This is a genomic window from Tatumella ptyseos ATCC 33301 (assembly GCF_000735525.1).
Lineage (GTDB): Bacteria > Pseudomonadota > Gammaproteobacteria > Enterobacterales > Enterobacteriaceae > Tatumella > Tatumella ptyseos.
This window is the reverse complement of the sequence record NZ_JMPR01000033.1, coordinates 67,518-87,817: the sequence shown is the minus strand read 5'-3', so window position 1 is coordinate 87,817 and position 20,300 is coordinate 67,518. Positions and strand designations below refer to the sequence as shown.

At 52.1% G+C, this 20,300-nt stretch carries 15 protein-coding genes, 1 tRNA gene and 2 pseudogenes; 5 read left to right on the top strand and 13 right to left on the bottom strand.

From position 1 onward, the window contains the following. Window positions 1–80: 80 nt before the first annotated feature. Window positions 81–1,331 carry a hypothetical protein gene (locus tag GTPT_RS09485; protein ID WP_145959586.1) on the bottom strand — a complete coding sequence of 417 codons (1,251 nt, stop codon included), beginning with the start codon at window positions 1,329–1,331 and terminating at the stop codon, window positions 81–83. Between the two features lie 534 nt (window positions 1,332–1,865). On the opposite strand from GTPT_RS09485, the gene blc reads away from it, so the two are divergent. Next, window positions 1,866–2,399, top strand: coding sequence for an outer membrane lipoprotein Blc (gene blc, locus GTPT_RS09480; protein ID WP_029990167.1), 534 nt, complete (start codon window positions 1,866–1,868; stop codon window positions 2,397–2,399). A 37-nt stretch (window positions 2,400–2,436) separates the two neighbouring features. Here the strand turns inward: blc and fhuE are convergent, their stop codons facing one another. Together fhuE and GTPT_RS17505 are read right to left on the bottom strand one after the other, a co-directional pair. Further along, window positions 2,437–4,641, bottom strand: coding sequence for a ferric-rhodotorulic acid/ferric-coprogen receptor FhuE (fhuE, locus tag GTPT_RS09475; protein ID WP_025903500.1), 2,205 nt, complete (start codon window positions 4,639–4,641; stop codon window positions 2,437–2,439). Between the two features lie 307 nt (window positions 4,642–4,948). Continuing rightward, window positions 4,949–5,089, bottom strand: coding sequence for a hypothetical protein (locus GTPT_RS17505; protein ID WP_156022683.1), 141 nt, complete (start codon window positions 5,087–5,089; stop codon window positions 4,949–4,951). A gap of 242 nt (window positions 5,090–5,331) precedes the next feature. Between GTPT_RS17505 and GTPT_RS09465 the strand changes: the two genes are divergently transcribed. Beyond that, a complete protein-coding gene (locus tag GTPT_RS09465) occupies window positions 5,332–6,951 on the top strand; it encodes an FAD-NAD(P)-binding protein (RefSeq protein ID WP_051845734.1) in 1,620 nt (539 codons plus the stop codon). Window positions 6,952–7,136: 185 nt separating this feature from the next. Here GTPT_RS09465 and GTPT_RS09460 read toward each other — a convergent pair whose 3' ends face one another. From GTPT_RS09460 to GTPT_RS09450, 3 genes are all read right to left on the bottom strand, one after another. Beyond that, window positions 7,137–8,153: a 1-aminocyclopropane-1-carboxylate deaminase gene (locus tag GTPT_RS09460; protein WP_029990950.1), complete on the bottom strand. Its 1,017-nt coding sequence runs from the start codon at window positions 8,151–8,153 to the stop codon at window positions 7,137–7,139. Window positions 8,154–8,613: 460 nt separating this feature from the next. Beyond that, entirely contained in the window at window positions 8,614–9,096 is a 483-nt protein-coding gene (locus GTPT_RS09455) for an Lrp/AsnC family transcriptional regulator (RefSeq protein ID WP_025903504.1), read from the bottom strand. Window positions 9,097–9,292: 196 nt separating this feature from the next. After that, window positions 9,293–10,147 carry an N-acetylmuramoyl-L-alanine amidase gene (locus GTPT_RS09450; protein ID WP_029990952.1) on the bottom strand — a complete coding sequence of 285 codons (855 nt, stop codon included), beginning with the start codon at window positions 10,145–10,147 and terminating at the stop codon, window positions 9,293–9,295. A gap of 792 nt (window positions 10,148–10,939) precedes the next feature. Between GTPT_RS09450 and GTPT_RS09445 the strand changes: the two genes are divergently transcribed. Next, window positions 10,940–11,015, top strand: a tRNA-Asn gene (locus GTPT_RS09445). 161 nt (window positions 11,016–11,176) lie between these two features. Continuing rightward, a pseudogene (locus GTPT_RS17500) lies at window positions 11,177–11,290 on the top strand (transposase); the annotation flags it as partial. A gap of 216 nt (window positions 11,291–11,506) precedes the next feature. On the opposite strand, the pseudogene GTPT_RS17055 reads toward GTPT_RS17500, so the two are convergent. After that, a pseudogene (locus tag GTPT_RS17055) lies at window positions 11,507–11,701 on the bottom strand (IS110 family transposase); the annotation flags it as partial. On the opposite strand from GTPT_RS17055, the gene GTPT_RS17985 reads away from it, so the two are divergent. After that, entirely contained in the window at window positions 11,690–12,355 is a 666-nt protein-coding gene (locus tag GTPT_RS17985; protein ID WP_051170854.1) for a GNAT family N-acetyltransferase, read from the top strand. The pseudogene GTPT_RS17055 and the gene GTPT_RS17985 overlap by 12 nt on opposite strands. 643 nt (window positions 12,356–12,998) lie before the next feature. On the opposite strand, the gene GTPT_RS09430 is transcribed toward GTPT_RS17985, so the two are convergent. From GTPT_RS09430 to GTPT_RS09410, 6 genes are all read right to left on the bottom strand, one after another. Next, on the bottom strand, window positions 12,999–14,687 hold the full coding sequence (locus tag GTPT_RS09430; RefSeq protein ID WP_029990955.1) for a thiamine pyrophosphate-binding protein: 1,689 nt from the start codon (window positions 14,685–14,687) through the stop codon (window positions 12,999–13,001). Further along, on the bottom strand, window positions 14,684–14,926 hold the full coding sequence (locus GTPT_RS17495; protein WP_145959587.1) for a hypothetical protein: 243 nt from the start codon (window positions 14,924–14,926) through the stop codon (window positions 14,684–14,686). Before GTPT_RS17495 ends, GTPT_RS09430 begins: the two co-directional genes overlap by 4 nt. A 342-nt stretch (window positions 14,927–15,268) precedes the next feature. Continuing rightward, window positions 15,269–16,879 carry an ABC transporter ATP-binding protein gene (locus GTPT_RS09425; protein ID WP_029990957.1) on the bottom strand — a complete coding sequence of 537 codons (1,611 nt, stop codon included), beginning with the start codon at window positions 16,877–16,879 and terminating at the stop codon, window positions 15,269–15,271. Then, window positions 16,872–17,690: an ABC transporter permease gene (locus GTPT_RS09420; RefSeq protein WP_029990958.1), complete on the bottom strand. Its 819-nt coding sequence runs from the start codon at window positions 17,688–17,690 to the stop codon at window positions 16,872–16,874. Before GTPT_RS09420 ends, GTPT_RS09425 begins: the two co-directional genes overlap by 8 nt. Window positions 17,691–17,720: 30 nt before the next feature. After that, on the bottom strand, window positions 17,721–18,710 hold the full coding sequence (locus GTPT_RS09415) for an ABC transporter permease (protein ID WP_029990960.1): 990 nt from the start codon (window positions 18,708–18,710) through the stop codon (window positions 17,721–17,723). 13 nt (window positions 18,711–18,723) lie between these two features. After that, on the bottom strand, window positions 18,724–20,265 hold the full coding sequence (locus GTPT_RS09410) for an ABC transporter substrate-binding protein (protein ID WP_029990962.1): 1,542 nt from the start codon (window positions 20,263–20,265) through the stop codon (window positions 18,724–18,726). Between the last annotated feature and the right edge of the window lie 35 nt (window positions 20,266–20,300).

Here is a 20,300-nt window from a genome sequence, read left to right as displayed (position 1 = left end):
ACCGGAGCTCAGGGTCGCGGCATGGTGTGGCGCAGGTGCCGGAGACAGGATATGCCTGGTACTCTCCTCCCGCCGCTGGCTCACAGGGTATCGTCGATATAAGCCTCACTGTTTCCGGTGCTGCCACTGATACTCATCTGTACCGGTGAACAGAAATATCCATTGCCGGTTCCGCCAAAACCATCACAATAGATCCCGCTGTTTTTCCGGGCGTAAAATCCGTGGTTAGTATTTCCGTTCGCTGCAGCATGACTCACCGCCATACAACTGCCGTACTCACAATGGTAACCATTATTCTGATTATTCTGTGCAGAAGAATATCCCCCGCTCATCGTTCCCCGCTGACGGGCGTAAAACCCGTTACCGGTATTATTTTCACTGCGCAGATAGGTGATATCGACGAGACCGCCATTGTCACTCATCACCCCGTGGGTATTCTGAGAGCACCAGGCCGTATTTGCACCGACAAATCCGTTATAGGTCGCATAGATCCCGGCCTCAGAGTTGAGGGAAAATGAAGAGGTATACTCCCCCAGAGAATTACACTCAATAACTCCTCCCCAGGCCAGTACGCCATAAAGGTTGTTTTGTGCCGTCGTCCCGTGAGCCCAGACAGTACCGTTCGTTAAGGCATAAAAACCGGCACGTTCATTACCACTGGAAATAGCATACTCACACTGCAGGAACCCTCCTGCTTCGGCGCAGAAGCCAAACCCCAGCGACTCGCTGCTGTGCGAGGCATACCAGGCTTCTGCGCAATTGACCTTCAGGGTCGCGGCATAGGCATGAAACGCCACATCCCCCGCATTACTGACTTTGATGCCACCGCCGGGCTGGCCGGACTCCGGCACCGTTTCGTTGGAGATAAATGCACCGTTCATGGCCCGGAGCCCGTAGTACATTTTGGTAATGCTCAGCGCAGGTCCCAGGATCACCGTTCCTCCGCCGGTGGCGCGGATCCCCGCCCCGTAGCATTGGTCATTCCAGACCCCGGAAGCCGTCCAGCCATTCACCCCGGCCAGAGTAAACCCGTTAAGCCAGGAAATGCCGAAACCGTTTTCAAACAAAAAACCGTCTTTATTGGCCGAGTTATCGATATATAACACGCATTTCGAACAATCCTGCTCATTGCCCCGCAGGGTGAGTTTGTCGTAATCACGTATACGTGAGACCAGGGGCGCCGTTATCTGGTACTCCCCATCTGCGACCTGGATATTCACGCCCCCCGTGATCATTTTGCCTTCAAACGCATCCAGAGCCGACTGGATATCCGGATAGTCTGCGGGGACATTTACGGTCAGTTGCTGAGAAATAATAGTGTCTGTCATCATTAACCTCTGAGAATCTGTCTCCCCTCAGTGTGGCGGTTTAGCGCAGGGCATGCCACCGGATGTTGTTCTCTTACCCGTGGCACAACCCTGATATTACCCGCTGACCACAGAGGGTGATTTTCCTTGTGGCACACCACTGGCTGAAGTCATGGGAGATCGCAAGTCGTGACATAACTGCCACAGGGTCCGGAACCGTCCTAAGACTGGCCGTGATCCCGGTAAAGATCAGGGCTCTCAGAGGGTACTACGTTTTCTGTCGGGCACTCCGTTGAGGAGCAGCATGATACGGACCCGCTTTCGGCCTTCCGGTCGGGGGAGATGACGGTGGATGTTCGCTTTTTTAGGGTCCGCAGTCCGCCATCACAGGGAGTGGCGGGGCACAGGCCGGAGCGATCCTCCCTCAGGACGGGTGCCCCGTGCAACGCGGCAGATTTTCAACGTGTTCCGCTGGCCCGGCGCGCTGCGGATGCTATGCTGTACGGAGAAACACCGCAGTGATGGCGGTCAATAATCCCGGAATAAACAGGAGTGATGATGAAAGTATGGCCCGTACTGACAGGGGTTGCCTTATCGCTGACGCTGGTCGCATGTCAGTCGCCGGTCCCGCCGAAAGGGGTCACGCCAATCGGTAATTTCGATGCCAGCCGCTATCTGGGTAAGTGGTACGAAGTGGCCAGGCTGAACAACCGCTTTGAGCGTGGTCTGCAGCAGGTCACAGCGACCTACGGTCAGCGCAGCGATGGCGGGATCAGTGTGGTGAATCGCGGTTACGATCCGCAATCGAAACGCTGGAAAGCCAGTGAAGGAAAAGCATTTTTCACCGGTGCCCGTGACGTTGCCGCGCTGAAAGTCTCCTTTTTCGGCCCCTTCTACGGTGGTTATAACGTCATTGCCCTTGATGATGACTATCGCTATGCGCTGGTCAGCGGGCCGAACCGCGGCTATCTGTGGCTGTTATCCCGTACCCCGGATATGCCTCAGGAGGTCAGGCAGCGGTATATCACGCTGGCGCAGGAACTGGGCTTCCCGGTCGACAAGCTGATTAATGTCAACCAGCCCGCGTCCTGAGATAAAAATGCCCCTGACGGGGCATTTAACAGAGATATCAGAAATGATAGCTGGCTGACACAGAGATATTACGCGGCTCTCCGTAGACAGTATTACGACCGACATCGATATTATAGGTCTTGTCGAACAGGTTATTGAGGTTGGCCTGTACCGACAGATTGCGGGTCACGCGATAGCGTCCGAACAGATCCACCAGCGCATAGCTCCCCTGGTCGGCATACAGGTTTGTTGCGCCGTCAGGCCCTGCCACGCTGTCCCAGGTATGGTTCTGCCAGTTGATGCCGCCACCCACGGTCAGATCCTGCCACATCGGTAAACGGTAACTGGTAAACAGTTTAAATGACGTCTGTGGTTGTGTCGGATTCAGTGCAGCGCCACTGCCATCTTTAGCGATATAGCGGGTGGCCCCGAAGGTCATTTGCAGGTTATCCGTCACTGCGCCGTTGACTTCAAATTCCACACCACGGCTGACAGTACCGTTCTGCTCATAATAAGCATAATCATTGCTGCCTTTCACCAGCGCATAATCTGTGGCCCCTAAATGATCCTGTTCCATGCGGAACAGAGACAATGTCGCCGTCAGGCGGCTATTGAACCAGTCACCTTTCAGCCCGGTTTCATAACTTTTCCCGGTGACCGGATTCAGATACGCGCCGTCGACATTGCGGTAGGTCTGCGGTTTGAAAATAGAGGTGTAACTGGCATAGGCAGAATAAGTGTCATTGATGTCATACACCAGTCCGGCATACGGCGTGATATTATTCTTCACCATATTCTCGGTCATCGTATCCGCCGTATAACGGGTATAACGGGCACCGAGGATCATATGCAGCGGGTCAGCCAGCGAAATGCGCGTGGCAAGGTAAGCTGATTTCTGGTGGATAGTGTCATCACCGGCCAATGCCTGCGGATCCCAGTCCGGCTCCGGGTAATTACCCCAGTCATTGAAATCGCCGACATCTGCTGACGTCAGGTTGGTATAGGCACTGTAATAACGGTTATTTTGCCGGATATACGTCACCCCGGTCATCAGCTCGTGCTGACGTCCGAACAGCTCATAGTTCCCGTTAAGGACGGCGCTGGCGGCATTCTCCCTGCGTTTAGCCGTATTGTATCCGGTACCGCCCAACAGATCATAGCCGGCATACGGCCCGATACCCAGCCCGGTATTTTTATCGAAATACCCGTCGATATACAGCAGTTTACTGTCCATGGTTGCTTCGGTATGGCTGCCGTTCAGGTTGAATTGCCAGCCATTGGCAAAGTTGTGTTCCAGACCGGCAAACACCCGTTTCGACTGTACATCATTGTAGGCCCAGTCCGGCGCGATATTGGTACTGCGGGCATAACTCGTTTTGCTGCCATCCCGATAAAAGGTGGGGAGCCCGCCCCAGGTCGCACCGTTAACATGGGTCTCTTCATAGTCATATCCCAGCGACACGGTGGTTGCATCGCTCAGATCCGCGTCCACCACACCGTAAAGAAATTTCTTTTGCGTATGATAGTCGTCAAGCCAGCTGCCGCTGTGCTGATACCCGGCCACGACGCGCCCGCGAACCTTTCCGGACTCACTCAGTGGCCCGGAAAGATCGGCGACATAGCGCTGATTTCCCCAACTGCCGTAACTGGTGTTCAGATCCCCGGTAAAGGTTTTACTGTCAGCCTGTTTGGTGACCATATCCACCGACGCGGCAGGGCTTCCGGCACCAGTCATTAAGCCGGTAGCCCCCCGCACCACATCCACGCGCTGATAAATAGCCGTATCCGACAGGGTATCGCCCAGATTCCAGGCCGAATCTACCAGTACCGGTACGCCGTCGACCTGATAGTTATCAACCAAAAAGCCACGGGAATAGAAATTACTGCGGTTAGCGCCGGAATTAGACTCTGACAGTCCGGTCGTATTATTCAGAACATCGTTCAGCGTTTCCAGCTGCTGGTCCTGCATCCGCTGCTGAGTGATCACACTGACCGACTGAGGCGTATCGCGGTTGGTCAGTGCCAGGCCGGTCGCAGCCCGGGTCACCGGCACCGCATAATCGGTAGATTTCGGCGAATCTGCAGAGTTTTCGCTGCCGGTGACCACCAGCGTCGCAGTCTTACTGCTGTCACTGTCAGCCGCCGTACTGCACGGTACCTGTAACGCCGTGGCAATGACCACACTCAGCAGAGACAACGCCGGCATACGGGTAAAATGGCCGGTGCGGGGGCCACGCCTTACGGAACAACTGGCAGCAAACATGCTCATCCTCAAATATATTTTATTATTCCAGCCACTCCGGACACCGGATCCGTACGGGTTCCCGGAAGGCGACATCCTCTCCCTGTCCGGAGAGCGCTGACATAACGCCATTTCTGAGGTACCTGCAACCCGGAAGAACAGATTAGCAATGTAAAGAGAATGAGAAGTATAATCATTTTGATTAGTGTTGCAATAAAGGATCGAGGAACGTCAGGTAATAAGGAGTGTCTCATTGGCGATTGCTGTACCGTGAATATCCACCGTTGACGGGTGATAAGACAGGCGGCGGTGCCCCCGGTACCGCCATTTACGCATTTCCTTTACCCGCCACCACGGTCGCCACACCGCCCGCCCCGGGTCTCCGGATAAATCTGTCTTCCCTGCGGCGCTGCCGTAGTTCCCTGCCTGCCATCCTGCTATCCTCCCTGAGGATCTGGCCTGTAGTCATATTGATCCTCCCGGGGGAGCCGGGACACTGAACATAACAAGTGAGTTTTTCCGCTCGTCAGTGCAATTCGTCCCTTTCCCCTCACCCGTAGTCCCGAAAAGGGTACCTCTGATAAATATTTCCTCCAATGCCGGTTTTTCAGCCACACTTAGCGGGTAAGCCACCCGGTTCAGCAGGATTGCGGCAGACGACACGGTCAGTTAATGCCGGTCATTTCCGGTAAAAAACAGCAGGGGAAAGGGATGAAAAAAGTCGCCATTATCGGTACCGGTCCGACAGGCATTTACACTCTGTTATCGCTTATCAGACACCACCCGCCCTGTTCGGTGACCATTTTTGAACAGACCGCCGAAGCCGGAGTCGGTATGCCCTATCGTCGCGAGGCCAGTTCACCGGTGATGCTGGCCAATATCGCCAGTATTGAGATCCCGCCGGTCATGACGACCTATATTGCATGGCTACGGGCGCAGTGCCCTGAGAGGCTCGCTGGCTTTGGTATCACGGCCAGTGCTCTCCATGAGCGACAGTTTTTACCGAGGATCCTGCTGGGCGACTACTTCCGGCAGCAGTTTTTACAGCTGGTGGATCAGGCGGAAAGTCAGGGGTTTATCCTGCATGTTCATACCTCTTGCCAGGTCACAGATATTCTGGCGTTACCGGAAGGGATAAAGGTGACAGCACAGGGCCGTCCGGTGGCGGAATGGGTCGATTTTGCCGTGATTGCCACCGGGCATGTCTGGCCTGCCGAAAATACCCGGCGACATACTTTCTTCCCCAGCCCCTGGTCCGGACTGATGAAGGCTAGCGTGCCAGCCTGCCGGGTGGGGATCCTCGGGACATCGCTCAGTGCGATCGATGCTGCAATGGCCGTCGTGACACAGCACGGACATTTTTGCGAAAACGGTGTGCAAGGCCCGCAGTTTATTCTCCGGGACAGCAGCCGGTCGCTACAGATTGTCCTGATGTCTCGTTCCGGTGTATTACCTGAAGCAGATTTTTATTGCCCTATCCCCTACCAGCCTTTGCAGTTGGTGACTCCGGAGGCGATTGCGGCACTGGTTGCCGGGGGAAGCGCCGGATTACTTGACCGGGCGTTCAGACTGATGGTGCAGGAAATCACGCTCGCTGACCCTCTCTGGAGCCGTCAGACCGGGCTTGAACACCTGAATGCTGATAACTTTTGCGATGCCTGGTTTGCGGCCCGTCGCCGGCAGGATCCCTTTAGCTACGCCAGAAAAAATCTGCAGGATACACGACTGAATACCCTGACCAAATATACCGTGCCCTGGCGATATGTGATCCTCCGCCTGCATGAAGCGATCGCCGGAATAGTCCCTCATCTTAGCCCCGAAGACAGTGTCCGTTTCAGATCCGGGCTGGCGCGGGTCTTTATCGATAATTATGCAGCCATACCGCCACAATCTTTGCGGCGGTTACTGGCATTACACGATGCCGGTATTCTCACAATCCTGCCGCTGGGGCAGGATTACCGTGCACGTAAATACAGTAATAAGACCGTGATTTTTGCCGGGGAGACGCAGCATATCTACGATATTTTCATTGATGCCCGGGGACAGAAACCCCTGAAAACGCGCGATCTGCCATTTCCCGGTTTACGCAAACAGATGCTGAACAGCGGGGGTGAAATACCGCAAGTGGCCGGGAATTACCTGTTACTGGAACCGGCGTCTGCCCGCGGACATATTGCTTTTGGTGCATTACCTTATCTGATGCATGACAGGCCGTTTATTCAGGGCCTGACAGTCAGTGCGGAAATAGGCGAAACCATCGCCAATGCCATACTTCATTCAGCGCCGGGTGCCGCAGAGCTGCAACCAGGCCCGGAAGAAGGTCACGTCTGACGGTTCCGGCCCTGCCCTGACCGGTAAAAGACAAACCGGACGGGTAAGCGAAGACGCTGACAGGGTGTATGCAATGGTACCGGGGGAAAATTTGCCACGGGGACGTGCGGTGACAGAGGCTGCACCTCTGCGAGGCTGGCCTTGAGGGGGACGTCACAGTATCCCCCTTTTCGGGGCCGGGGCGATTAGCCGTTGCGGAAAATATAGCTATAGGCACTCAGCGCCGGTGCCCCACCCAGGTGGGCATAAAGCACTTTGGAACCTTCCGGGAATTCACCGTTTCGGATCATATCTATCATGCCATGCATCGATTTACCTTCGTAGACCGGGTCGGTGAGCACGCCTTCTGTGCGGGCACATAAGCGGATAGCTTCAAGCGTCCCTTCGTTGGGTAATCCGTACTCCGGGCCACCATAACGGGTATCGAGGATAATATCTTCTTCGGTAATTTCGCGATCCAGCTCTACCAGTTTTGCCGTATTTTGGGCAATACGCAGTACCTGTGCGCGGGTTTTTTCCGGTTTTGCAGAAGCATCAATACCAATGACTTTGCGGGAGGGGCCATCTTCCGCAAACCCGACGACCATGCCGGCATGAGTACTGCCGGTCACCGCACAGACGACGATATAATCAAACGTAAAGCCCAATGCTTTCTCCTGCTGCCGGACTTCTTCTGCAAAGGCCACAAACCCTAAGCCTCCGTAAGGGTGTTCAGAGCAACCGGCCGGGATCGGGAAAGGCTTACCGCCATTCTTTTCGGTTTCTTCCATCGCCTGTTTCCAGCTTTTACGGATACCGATATCAAACCCTGCCGAATCCAGGCGTACATCTGCTCCCATAATCCGGGATAACTCGATGTTACCGACACGGTCATACACTGCATCGGAATAGTTAACCCAGTTTTCCTGAACCAGTACGCATTTCATGCCCAGGTGGGCCGCCACAGCAGCCACCTGGCGGGTCTGGTTGGACTGGATGCCGCCGATAGATACCAGGGTATCACACCCCTGCTCCAGCGCTTCCGGGATTAAATATTCCAGCTTCCGCGTTTTATTGCCGCCGAATGCCAGACCACTGTTACAATCTTCACGTTTGGCATAAATCTCTACTTTACCCCCCAGCTCAGCACTCAGACGTTTCATCGGCGTGATCGGGGAAGGTCCGAACGTTAACGGATAGCGGGCGAATTTTTCAAGATTCATTATTAATCTCCTGGTGTTGGCCTAAGCATTAAAAGTGTGATCAGCATCGCTGATTTCCTGTTAAACACCTTACAACAACCGGAATTTTTGTAAATTTCGTTTTATAACGGCGAAATGAAATTTAAATAAGCACTTAAATTCATCTGCATATCAAAATTTCAATAAACACCCAATATGAAAAATAATATTAACCACCCCCTGAGCGAAGGACATCAGCCTGGTGCTGGATTCGGGGATAAATATATTATATTTCAATGCATTATATAAATACTCTGCACCGGCCCTGCCCCCCTCCGGATAACGCCTGACCAGGCATTATCCGGAGACTGTTTTTACCAGAGTAAAATGTGATGACGGAAAGCCCGGCGATAAGAAAAAAGCATGAGAATCTCCCGGCCACGGCCGGCAGCCGTAGCAGGGGGACAGCAGAATAAACCGGGGGTTTAAAAAGGACGACAGTTCAAAGCGGTATTTGCGTGGTGGAGAAAACTTCCCGTAAACCGATAAAAGAGCGAATTTGCCTGACACCGGGCAGAAACAGCAGCTGCTCCGCATGTAATTTATTAAAACTCTGATTATCCGCGGTACGGATCAGCATAATGTAATCAAATTCGCCACTGACCATATGGCATTCCATACAGCCGCGAATATTACGTACGGCGTCTTCGAAATCGTTAAAGGTTTCCGGGGTTGAGCGGTCCAGTACCACGCCTATCATCACTACCAGCCCGGCTTTCAGCGCCTGCGGGTTGAGAATAGCGACATGGCGGGTAATAAAACCGTTCTGCTTCAGGCGCTCTACCCGTCTCAGGCAGGCTGGCGGGCTGAGGTTAATTTTTCCGGCCAGCACCACATTAGAAACAGAGCTGTCCTGCTGTAAAATTTTCAGAATTGCAATGTCAAATCTGTCCAGCGATTTGTCATTATCAGGAAGTTCACTCACCTTTATCCGCTCCGTTCATCGCAACCGATCATCAGGGGATATGACCGGGTTATCTTATTCATCAATAAGATAAATCACATCACCACCGGCTGTCATGGTAATTCTGAGGCTATAGTGGCCTGGCCTCGACGTAACAGAGAGCGGCAGGGTAACCCGGGGGGCTCCCCCGGGCCGGGCACAGCATCTTCAGGCAGGATCAAACCGCAAAATAGCTTTGTATTCCCCCGGCGATAGCTTTGGCAATCTTCATTCTGAATTGCGGAGTCCCCAGCAAATGCTCTTCCTGAGGATTGGTAATAAAGGACGTTTCAATCAATGCCGATGGGATGGAAGGTGACTTCAGTACCACAAACGCGGCCTGCTCCGGATGATAGCTATGCATGGTATGTACTGTGCGGATATGGCCTATCATATGCCGGCACAGATCGAGACTGCTTTTAATCGTCTGGTTCTGAACCAGATCAAAAAACACCCGCTGTAACTGCTCATCTTTGGTCTGAACATTAATATCCGCATAATCATCAGCCGCATTTTCACGCTGCGACAGATACCGGGCCATAGTGCTGCTGGCGCCGCGGGTCGATAACGCATACACAGAGGCTCCATGAGCTTGCGGACTGGTAAAACCGTCAGCATGGATGGATAAAAACATATCTGCATTGTGTTCATGTGCAATATTCACCCGCTGGTAGAGCGGGATGAAATGATCGTCTTCCCGGGTCAGCCGGATTTCGATATGTTTATTATGTTTAAACAGTGCCTGCAGATTATGGGCGATATCCAGCACAACATGCTTCTCTTCTTCTCCCCTTTCACCTATCGCTCCGGGATCTTTCCCGCCGTGACCGGGGTCGATCATCACCAGCTTGCGCGTACGCACCACCGCAGGTGCGACTAACGGTGCCGTAGCCGCCGGAGTCGGTGCAGCATTACGTGGCTGTAAGGGAATAAACGTGAGATTCGCAAATTCCTCTTTCGCCAGCGCCGGAAGGCAAAAGGCCAGCCCGGAAAGTAAAAAATGGCGTCGTGCCAGAGTACACTTCTTCTTCATTGTGTTTATCAGGATCCTGAAACGGGAGCGGGTAAACATGGGTAAGCGTGAAGTATATCGATGATTCAGATAAATTTTTCGCTGTTTGTTTTGCAAAATACGTCAGGAATGCCCCCCTGAAACGCACGTCCCGGCCAAAGCCGCTCCAGAGCCCCGTACCAGCCCCGTCCGGAGGCTGACAGTAACCGCCCGTACGACTCGCAGCCCCTCTCAGAGGTAAAGTAACCCCTTGTCGTTCGGTCATACCCGTCAGCCGGAAATAATACAGCCCGTCGTAGCCTGCCAGCTCTGCACGTCATCGAACGTACCGTGGCGGCAATATCTTGTTATATCTTCCGGGATTAACTGACAAAACCGGATCAGACACTGTCAGTGTCGATATCCCTCACGAAGTTTGCAGAAAATACCTTCAACCGGGGGACTGACCGTAAGGTCGTCAACGTGAAGTGAAGCGCCGGAGATAAAGGGATCGCTGGCTGTTCTGCAGAGCCGGTATTCATAAGGTGAACAATATTACGCCCCGCAGGGCTCCCCCCGGCAACTGAGTGCGGCTTGTCCGGGCTGTTTCTTCTGAGATAGGCTAACTCAGTCATTCTGGGTGACTCTGGGTTCAGGTCGCCAGACGGGTTGTCCGGGACGGACGGCCCCGGCCCCGTGCCGGAGTGCCGGAGTGCCGGAGTGCCGGATAATTCAGCAGAGTGTTTTAAAGATAGCCAGTTGAATAATAATGTTTTTATCCTGGTTGACAAGCTGCCTCCATGCCATTAATATTCGCCCCGTCTTCACGACAATTCCTCTGTAGTTCAGTCGGTAGAACGGCGGACTGTTAATCCGTATGTCACTGGTTCGAGTCCAGTCAGAGGAGCCATATTAGAGAAACCCGCATAAGGAAACTTATGCGGGTTTTTTGCTTTTTATCAATGCGTTATCCCCTTCTTTCTCGTTTACCTGTAAGCCCCCCTGCAAAAAGAACCATTCTTTTTTAGAGGTCTTCCGACATACTGCATATGTTCCCCGAAGGAGATCGCTATGCGTAAAGCCAGATTTACCGGACACAGGATTATCGCTGTTATGAAGTCCGTTGAAGCCGGTAGAACGGTGAAAGATGTCTGCCGTAAGGCTGCAATTTCGGAAGCGAGCTACATCTATGGACTACCTGCATTTTGCAAACACTGAATCAGGTTTTAGGTTGTTGCTTACATCTATCCGGCATCAGAAGTACCTGTGCCCTAATGAATAATCCTCACACAATCGCCTTAATAACCGGACGGCCTCAGAGGCCAATACAATAGTCAGATTCCGATTGTGCAGGTGTAACCTGTCACCATTTTCAATACTCTGCAACTTTGAAGGTAAGTATCATATTACTGCGGGTCGATATTCTGTTCCGCTATGAAGAATTGACCAGATAATTCGGGCATTCTTGTTGGCGACGGCAACAATCGTTTTATTAAATCCACGCCGCTCTTTTAGCTGATTGACCCATTGGTTTAAATAACTATCGTTATTGTTTGTAGCCACTCTGACGACCTCAGGGGCACCATGAATAAAAACAAGAGAAGTATAACGGCTTTCGTTAAAATAATTCCTTTTTTTGCTTGCCTATACCTTTATAAGTATAGTAAAAATATTAATGCAAGTGGTGTCATGATAGCATTTAGTTTTAGTGAATTTTTTATCTCTAATTACCTTTCCCTTATAGGAAATATAATGCTTAAATATAGAATCGCAACCGTAGATGACGCAGGAAATTTAATTAAATTTTTTAGGGATCTCGACAGAGATTCTGATTTTATGTTGCTTAGTGAAGGTGAACGTAGTAATGATTTAGAAAACCAGAAAAATATCCTTTCAAAAATAGGATTAAATTCCACTATGATACTTTGCCTTGACGAAAGTGACATAACAGGCTTCATAGTGGTTTCCAGAGGGCTATATTTAAGAAATAAGCATCTTGCTAATTTAGTCCTTGGGGTAAAAAAGAATCATCGAAATCAAGGTGTTGGGAAATCATTAATATCTCATGCTTTGAAATGGTGTAGGGAAAATAAAATTTCCCAACTTGAGTTAACGGTAGCAGTCGAAAACAAATCAGCTATTGCATGTTATCTTTCATCAGGATTCTTCTTTTCAGGCATTAGAAAAAAATCGCTTATGATTAAAAATCATTATATGGATGAATATTATATGTCCAGGAGCATTGAATAATAACCTCAAAAAATCAGACATGGTTAAAATCATTAATAATGATTAATTTTAACTCACCTGGCAAGCTTTCTCAATAGCAACCCTTAACATTATTAAATGATTTCATCATTCCGGAAAATGGAAAAGTGATCCTGCCCACTATTATTAGCGGATTGAGTTCATGCTATGATAACTATCGTACCGTTGATTTCGGATTGATATATTAATGAGGATCAGAAAACCTGCATTTTAGCTATTTTGATTCTGCGTTATTTACTTAAATAATTTTAATTCCTGACATTCAATAGGGAATCTAATAAAACGCCATTTTTATATCTTCCTTTAACCGGGGAGTTAAAAATATTGATCCTTCGCGTCATAACAGAATATGGTTTATAACAAACCACCGGGAATTATCATTCAACATAAGCGCCGGAATTATGATTTTCCCGGGAAATCCACAGATAATGCATACCCGTCGGTATGTATATGGGTTCTGACGCCCGTCGAAGATGCCCGCCCCCCTTAAAAGGCCAGCTTCTCTGGTGTAAACGGACAGGATATTGAGCGAAGCTCAGAGAGGGGCATTCACTGGCAGACCGCCATCACCGTTGCAATAAAAACGTGCCCTGTGACCCGTGGCAGCGGATCACAGGGATGAAAATTATCCGGCGCTGACCATGATTTCAATAAGACCGGGTTTACCGCTGGCGATTGCCGCCTCAATCGCCGGTGCGATATCGGACGCCTTCCGGATGCATCGTGTGGGCAGTCCCATCGAGACAGCCAGCGCCTGATAATCTATCTTCGGCTGAGTAATATCCATCGCAATATAGGTATCGGTTTGTGCGGAAGTATAATGCTGCTGACCGCGCATAAAATTCTTCAGGATGTTGTACTCCTGATTATTCATCACCACAAAAGTCACCGGCAGATTTTCGTGCGCAGCAGTCCACATTGCCTGCGGTGAATACATGGCCGCGCCATCCCCGACCAGGCAGACCACAGGATGCCGATCCCGTCCCAGACAGTAACCCACGGCGGCAGGCATTCCCCAGCCCAGCGCCCCGCCACGCATAAACCCGTACTGTCCGGCCTGATCACTGGAGAGAAACTTACGCACCAGCGAAGAAACACATAAAGCTTCATCCACGATTGCCACGTCCGGGCCGATGGCGCGTACGGCTTCATGGGCCGCGACCAGCGGGTTGATGACCGGAAGCCCGAATTTTGCTTCGACCTCTTTTTCCAGCGCTTCGCGCGCCCGCTGCTTTTCATCTCCGGCTTGTGCTATCTGTGCCTCATAGAGGTCGCGTTGCGCTGTCGTGGCATTTTCCAGTATCGGTAACATTGCCCTCAGTGACACTTTAATGTCTCCTGCGACTGAAAGGCGGGTTGCATAAGAGCGCCCGAGATCTTTCACGTCGGCAGAGAGCTGATAAACCGCACAACTTTCCGGTACAGCAGACCCTTCGCTATAAAGAATAGTAATTAACGACTTACCGCCCAATGCGAAAATAGCCTGATAATTATGCAGAATATCCGCAATACCCTGTGCTGTGGTCGGCATATTGCCCCGCCACAAAGGGTGAGAGGTCGGAAACGGGATCCGGGAAGGCCATGATGAACCATACACATGCGCCCCTAACAACTCTGCGACCTGCTGCGCTTCAGCCGAGGCATCACTGCTGTAAATCTCGTCACCGGCAATCAGCGCGACTTTTCCTGGCGGATAATCTGCAAGCAAATTCGCAAGATGCGGCAGTGAGCCTGCCGTCGCCCGCTGATCAATCCGGGACGACTCACCGATGGGAACATCGCTGACTTCATCCATAATATCCATCGGCAACGCAAGAAATACCGGCCCGCCGGGTGCCGCATTCGCATCGTGAAATGCCCGCCGGATGAGCACCGGTATCTGAGCCGCACTGACCACGTTCTCTGCCCATTTTACGGCAGGCGCTGCGATACTCACCAGGTCGTCATACAACAGAGGATCACTGAAAGAATGGCGTGTATCCTGCTGCCCGGCAGTTACCACCAGTGGCGTGCGTGATACCTTCGCATTAAGCAGATTTCCCATCCCGTGGCCAAGGCCCCCGGCGGTATGCAGATTCAGGAACCCCGGTTTCCCCGAGGCTTGTGCATATCCATCGGCCATAGCGACCGCACTCGATTCCTGCAGCGCAAGGATATATTTCAGTGCCGGATTACGTAACAGTGCATCAATCAGCGGCAATTCCGTGGTACCCGGATTACCAAAAATATATTCCACCCCTTCGCTGGCCAGTGTCTCCAGCAAAACATCGGCTCCGCGTCGACGTTGCAGTGCAGTTGTAGTGATAACACTCATAGCGATAGACTCCATTGACTGTTGCTCTTTGCCAGTGCCGATAGCACTGCGGGCCCCGCCTCATTGACTCTGGCTGCGACATCCGGCAGAGACGACACTGAGAAGCCGCCGGTGTTTCCTGATAGCCGGTTATCCCGGCTATCCTGAAGGTAGCTGAACTCCCGCCCCGGAGACGGGCATGCATGAAATCTTCCTCCCCGGGGAGCGATATTACCGGTAAACAGGTTGTGGCGGGTCATCTGAGTCCGTCGCTGTTGTGGCTATGATCAGTATGCCGGTAACCCGATGAAAGCGAAGACTTCTTAGCTGCAGGCATTACACCCGTGTTTTGAGGCCGCCCGGAATGCCGGGGTTATTTTGATACAAACACCGGAAAATGGCATAAGCCCCCCGTCGTCAGCGCGTTAATAGAAAATAAAGCATAATGAAAACGCTGTGAAGCAGAGAGTCAGTAACTTTATGTAACTTTCATGAATTTCAGCCCCGGCATCAGCCTTCTATGCAGGCTATTTTTTCAGGCTCTCTCAGACAAAGGGGCCTGCCTGCCGGGTCCGGCAGGCATTTTCTGCTTAACGGGAGGGTTACGCCGGTTTATCACTTCCGGTCAACTGACGTTGTTCCTCCAGCCAGCCCCTGCGCATTTCAGGGACTGAGCGCAGTAACTGCCGGGTATAGTTATCCAAAGGCTCCTGCAAAGCCTCTCTCACCGGTCCCTGACGGATCACTTCCCCCTGAAACAGCACGGCGACTTCATCTGCAATTTCCCGTACTACCTGCAGGTCATGGGTAATAAATAAATAGGCTACGGCAGTCTGTTGCTGAATATCCCGTAATAATGCCAGAACATCGCGGGCAACGAGCGGATCCAGTGCTGAAGTGGGTTCATCACAGATAATCAGCCTGGGCTCTGCAGCCAGCGCTCTGGCAATACAGACTCGCTGTTTCTGGCCGCCTGAAAGGGCTGCGGGTAATCGCCCGGCGATCTCTGCCGGTAAACCTACCTGTAAAAGTAACTCTTTTACCCGGGCTTCACGCTGTGAGCGGTCCAGAGAAGTAAAACATTCCAGCGGCCTTGCAATCTGTTCTCCCACTGATTGTTGCGGATTAAGCGAAGTATCCGGTATCTGATGGATGAGCTGAATATCCTGCAATTGACGAAGGGGGCGACTCCGCAAACCACGCCCCAGCAACTGCCCTTCCAGTAGTACATCACCCTTATCGTTGGGATGCAGCCCACAGATCACCTTCCCCAGTGTCGACTTACCGGACCCGGACTCACCAATAATGGCCAGTGTGCGGCCCTTTTGTAATGACAAATTGATGTTTTTCAGCACCGGCTGGTGGTGATAACCGGCATAGACGCTGCTGATACCTAACAATTCCGGCTGATCTGCCGGTAAAGGGCGTTTACCCTCCCCCTGTGCGCTCAGCAACTGGTGTGTGTACTGCTTTGTCGGGTTTTCCAGCAAGTGTTCTGTGGCTGCCTCTTCAACCATTTTGCCGTGCTGCAGTACCATGATACGGTCACTGATTTGTGCCACGACAGCCAGATCATGACTGATGTAGATGGCCGCAACACCGCTGGTACGGATCACCTCTGAAATCGCCTGTAATACGCCCAGTTGAGTGGTCACGTCCAACGCAGTGGTAGGTTCATCAAAAATGACCAGTTCCGGTCCCGGGCATAACGCCATAGCAATCATTGCCCGTTGTAACTGTCCGCCGGAAACCTGATGCGGGTATCGCTGATAAAAACCTGAGGGATCCGGCAACCCGAGCCTTGTGAACAACTCCATGGCCCGAAGTCTGGCTTGCTCTCGTGTCAGAATACGGTGTTTAATTGTGGCTTCAATGACCTGATCACCGATACAGATGGCCGGATTAAATGACGCACCGGCAGACTGAGCCACATAGGCAATATGCCGTCCACGGACCGCACGTAACCGGCGGGTGGATAATCCGGTCAGTTCAGTGCCGTTAAACATAATACGTCCGGACTCAATCCGCATCCCGGCACGACAATGCCCGGGGATCGCCAGTCCAATGGTGGACTTCCCGGCCCCGGACTCACCAATTAACCCCAGGACTTCGCCCTGTTTCAGAGAAAGTGAAACCGAATCAACCAGCCGGCGGGGGCTTTTCCCCGTCGTAGTCACCACCAGATTATCAATCTGCAACAAAGGCTCAGCCATGAGCACCTCCCCAGCGACGGGTCTGTGCACTCATCAGCCAGTCAGCGACGGAATTAATGGAAAGGGAGAGCAGTGCAATGGCTACCCCGGGTACCAGCGCGGCCCAGACACCAAATAAAATGCCATCCTTATTATCTCGCGCCAGGCCGCCCCAGTCTGCCGTCGGTGGCTGAACCCCCAGGCCCAGAAAGGAAAGAGCGGACAGAAAGAGCAGAATAAAAATGAAACGTAAGCCGAACTCTGCGACCAGTGTCTGCCGTACATTCGGCAGAACGACCCGCCAGAGGATCCAGGCCATCGACTCTCCACGTAACCGTGCCACATCGACAAACTCCATCACCCCGACCTCTTCTGCCAGCGACCTTGCTACGCGTAACACCCGGGTGGATTCCAGCAACCCCAGCACCAGTGTCAGTGTTATCATCGTTTTCGGCAAAACAGCCAGTACAATTAATGCAAAGATAAGTGTCGGCACAGCCATTATCATATCATTGACTCGTGAGATCAGCTGGTCCAGCCAACCGCCTGTCAGGCCGGCGATAAAGCCGAGAGAACAGCCTACCGCAAATGCCAGTAGTGTGGCAATCAGCGTGATCCCAAGGGAGACCCGGGTGCCCCAAATCATTCGCGACAACAAATCACGTCCCAGGTTATCTGTCCCCAGCAGCAGTCGGGCATCGGGTGCTTGCCAGGCACCGCCGACAATCTTATCCGGGTCAAACGGGGCCAGCCAGGGGGCAAAAATCGCAATCAGGATAAACAGGGTCAGCCCTGTCAGTCCCAGTACGGCGACAGGTTTTAATGCGGGCATTTTTTCAGATTCCTTAAACGACATCTGCGGTTACTTCTGATGACGCAACCGCGGATTGGCTAACAGAGACAAGACATCCGCCAGCAGATTGAGCAATACATACACACCGGCCAGTAACAGCGCACAATCCTGCATCACCGGCAGGTCACGTTTACTGATACTGTCGACCATATACTGGCCAAGTCCCGGATAGACAAAAACGTTCTCAACAATCACGACTCCGACCATCAGGTATGCCAGGTTAATGGCGACCACGTTAATCACTGGCCCTAACGCATTCGGTAACACATGACGCCACAGAATACGGCCGGGAGACAGCCCCTTCAGTAAAGCGGTATCCACCCAGGCAGCGTTTTGCGTAGCAATCAACGCCGCACGGGTCATATTGCTCATATGTCCGACGATAGCCAGTACCAGTGTGATGCAGGGCAAAGAAATCGCTGCGAGCTTATCGGCCAGTCCCATTCCCGGCGTCAGGGCACTGTTACTCGGTGCCCATCCTAACGTGATAGAAAAAATAAAAATCAGCAGGTAGCCTGAAAAAAATTCCGGTAACGAAACAGCGGTGCGGGACAGACCGTTAAGCAGGTTGTCAATGACCCCTCCCTGAAAACGGACCGCCAGGAACCCAATCAGCAATGCCAGCGGCACTGCAATCACAGCAGTACACCCGGCAAGGAACAATGTATTCCCAAGACGGCTAAAAAGAGGACCGGCAATCGCGGTACGGCTGGTATAACTGAGACCAAAATCGCCATGCAATAGTCCCAGTAACCAGCCCAGATAACGACTGACGGCGGGTTTATCCAGCCCCAGTTGCAGGTTCAGTTCACGAATGGCATCCGGGGTGGCTGTCTGCCCCAGAATAGCCGTCGCCGCATTACCCGGCAGTAACTGAACACCGACAAAAATAAGCAGCGAAACGGCCAGCATGGTCAGTACACCCCAGACCAGACGCCAGCCAATCAGGCGTAGTAAAGATGAACGGCCCGAAGGCCGTTGCGAGGAAATTTCAGACATCAGTAATACCTTCTCAGGCGATCCAGACTTTTTCGGCCGCACGGTTGCCACTGAGAGGCATACCGGGAACCGAGGTAAACCCCTGTATTTTACGGGTACAACCGTCCAGTGCATCAGCATACAACGGGATAACTTCACTGTCCTGATCCACCAGCATCACCTGAATATCATGATAAATCTGCTTACGTTTCGCTTCATCACTTTCACCGCGGGCAGCCTTCACCATGGCATCGAAGGCTGGCACATGCCAGTTTGACTCATTCCACGGGGCCTGGCTGGTGAAAACCAGTGATAACATCGCATCTGCTGTCGGACGGTTTGACCAATTGGATGACACAAAGGCTTTTTTCTTCCAGATATCATTCCAGAAAGCATCATCCGGGACATGGTCAACATTCAGCTGAATACCGGCTTTAGCCGCTGACTGCTGATACAACTGAGCTGCATCAACCGAACCCGGGAAGCCGGCATCTGCCACTGACAGAGTCAGCGGGCCGCTGAAGCCGGATTTTTTCCAATGATAACGGGCTTTGTCCGGGTCATAAGGTCGCTGCGGAATATCGCTGGCAAAATACCGGTTCGAAGGGAAGATCGGATTATCATTCGCGACACTTGCATAACCGCCAAGAACGGTATCGATCATCTGCTGACGGTCTATGGCATATTTCAATGCCAGTCGACCATCCACCGTATTGAACGGTGGCAGGTTCATCAGTCCCGGGAAGGTATAGATAGCGCTATCCTTCGCACGGACCAGCCGGATATTCGGCATATGCTGGATGCGGCTGACAATACGTGGATTGACCCGGTTGATCAGCTGGGCTGATCCACTGACCAGTGCGGCAACCCTGGCCGTAGAATCATTCATTGCCTGCGTTTCAACCGAGTCAACATGACCACGGGCACTATTCCAGTGATTCGGGTTACGCCGGGTCAGTGTGGTCACACCTGGCTGGAATTTTTCGAGGATAAAGGCACCGGTGCCGATCCCTTTGTCAAAATCTTCGTTTTCAGCAGTCACGACAAAGTGAACATCACTCAGTAACCAAATGAACTCTACATCCGGGGAGTTCAGACGAAGGGTAACTTCATAGTTCCCGGTCGCTGCAATCGATTCAACCGGGTCAAGATACCCTTTTACCGGTGAAGTCGATTTTTCACCACGGTGGTGATTCAGTGAATACACCACATCTTTAGCGCTGAGGCTACGGCCATCATGAAACTGAACTCCCTGACGGATTTTCAGGATCCAGGTCTTACTGCCGTCGGTGGATGACCAGGACTCGGCCAGAGACGGAGCCAGTTCACCCTGTTCATTGATCTCAACCAGGCTGTTGAAAATCTGCGAACCGACAAAATACATGTAGGTCTCAAACCAGAAAGCCGGGTCCAGTCTGTCAGTGCTCGACGCGTTATCAATACCCACCACCAGGTGCCCGCCTTTTTTAGGGACCTGTGGGGTAGCGGCAAAGGCATCTGCCAGTGGCCAGAGTGAAGACGCTGATGCAGCCACCGACATAGCCCCGGCCGCTTTAATAAATGAACGACGATCGATCATAATCTGTATTCCTGTCAAAGAGGGTTTCCCCT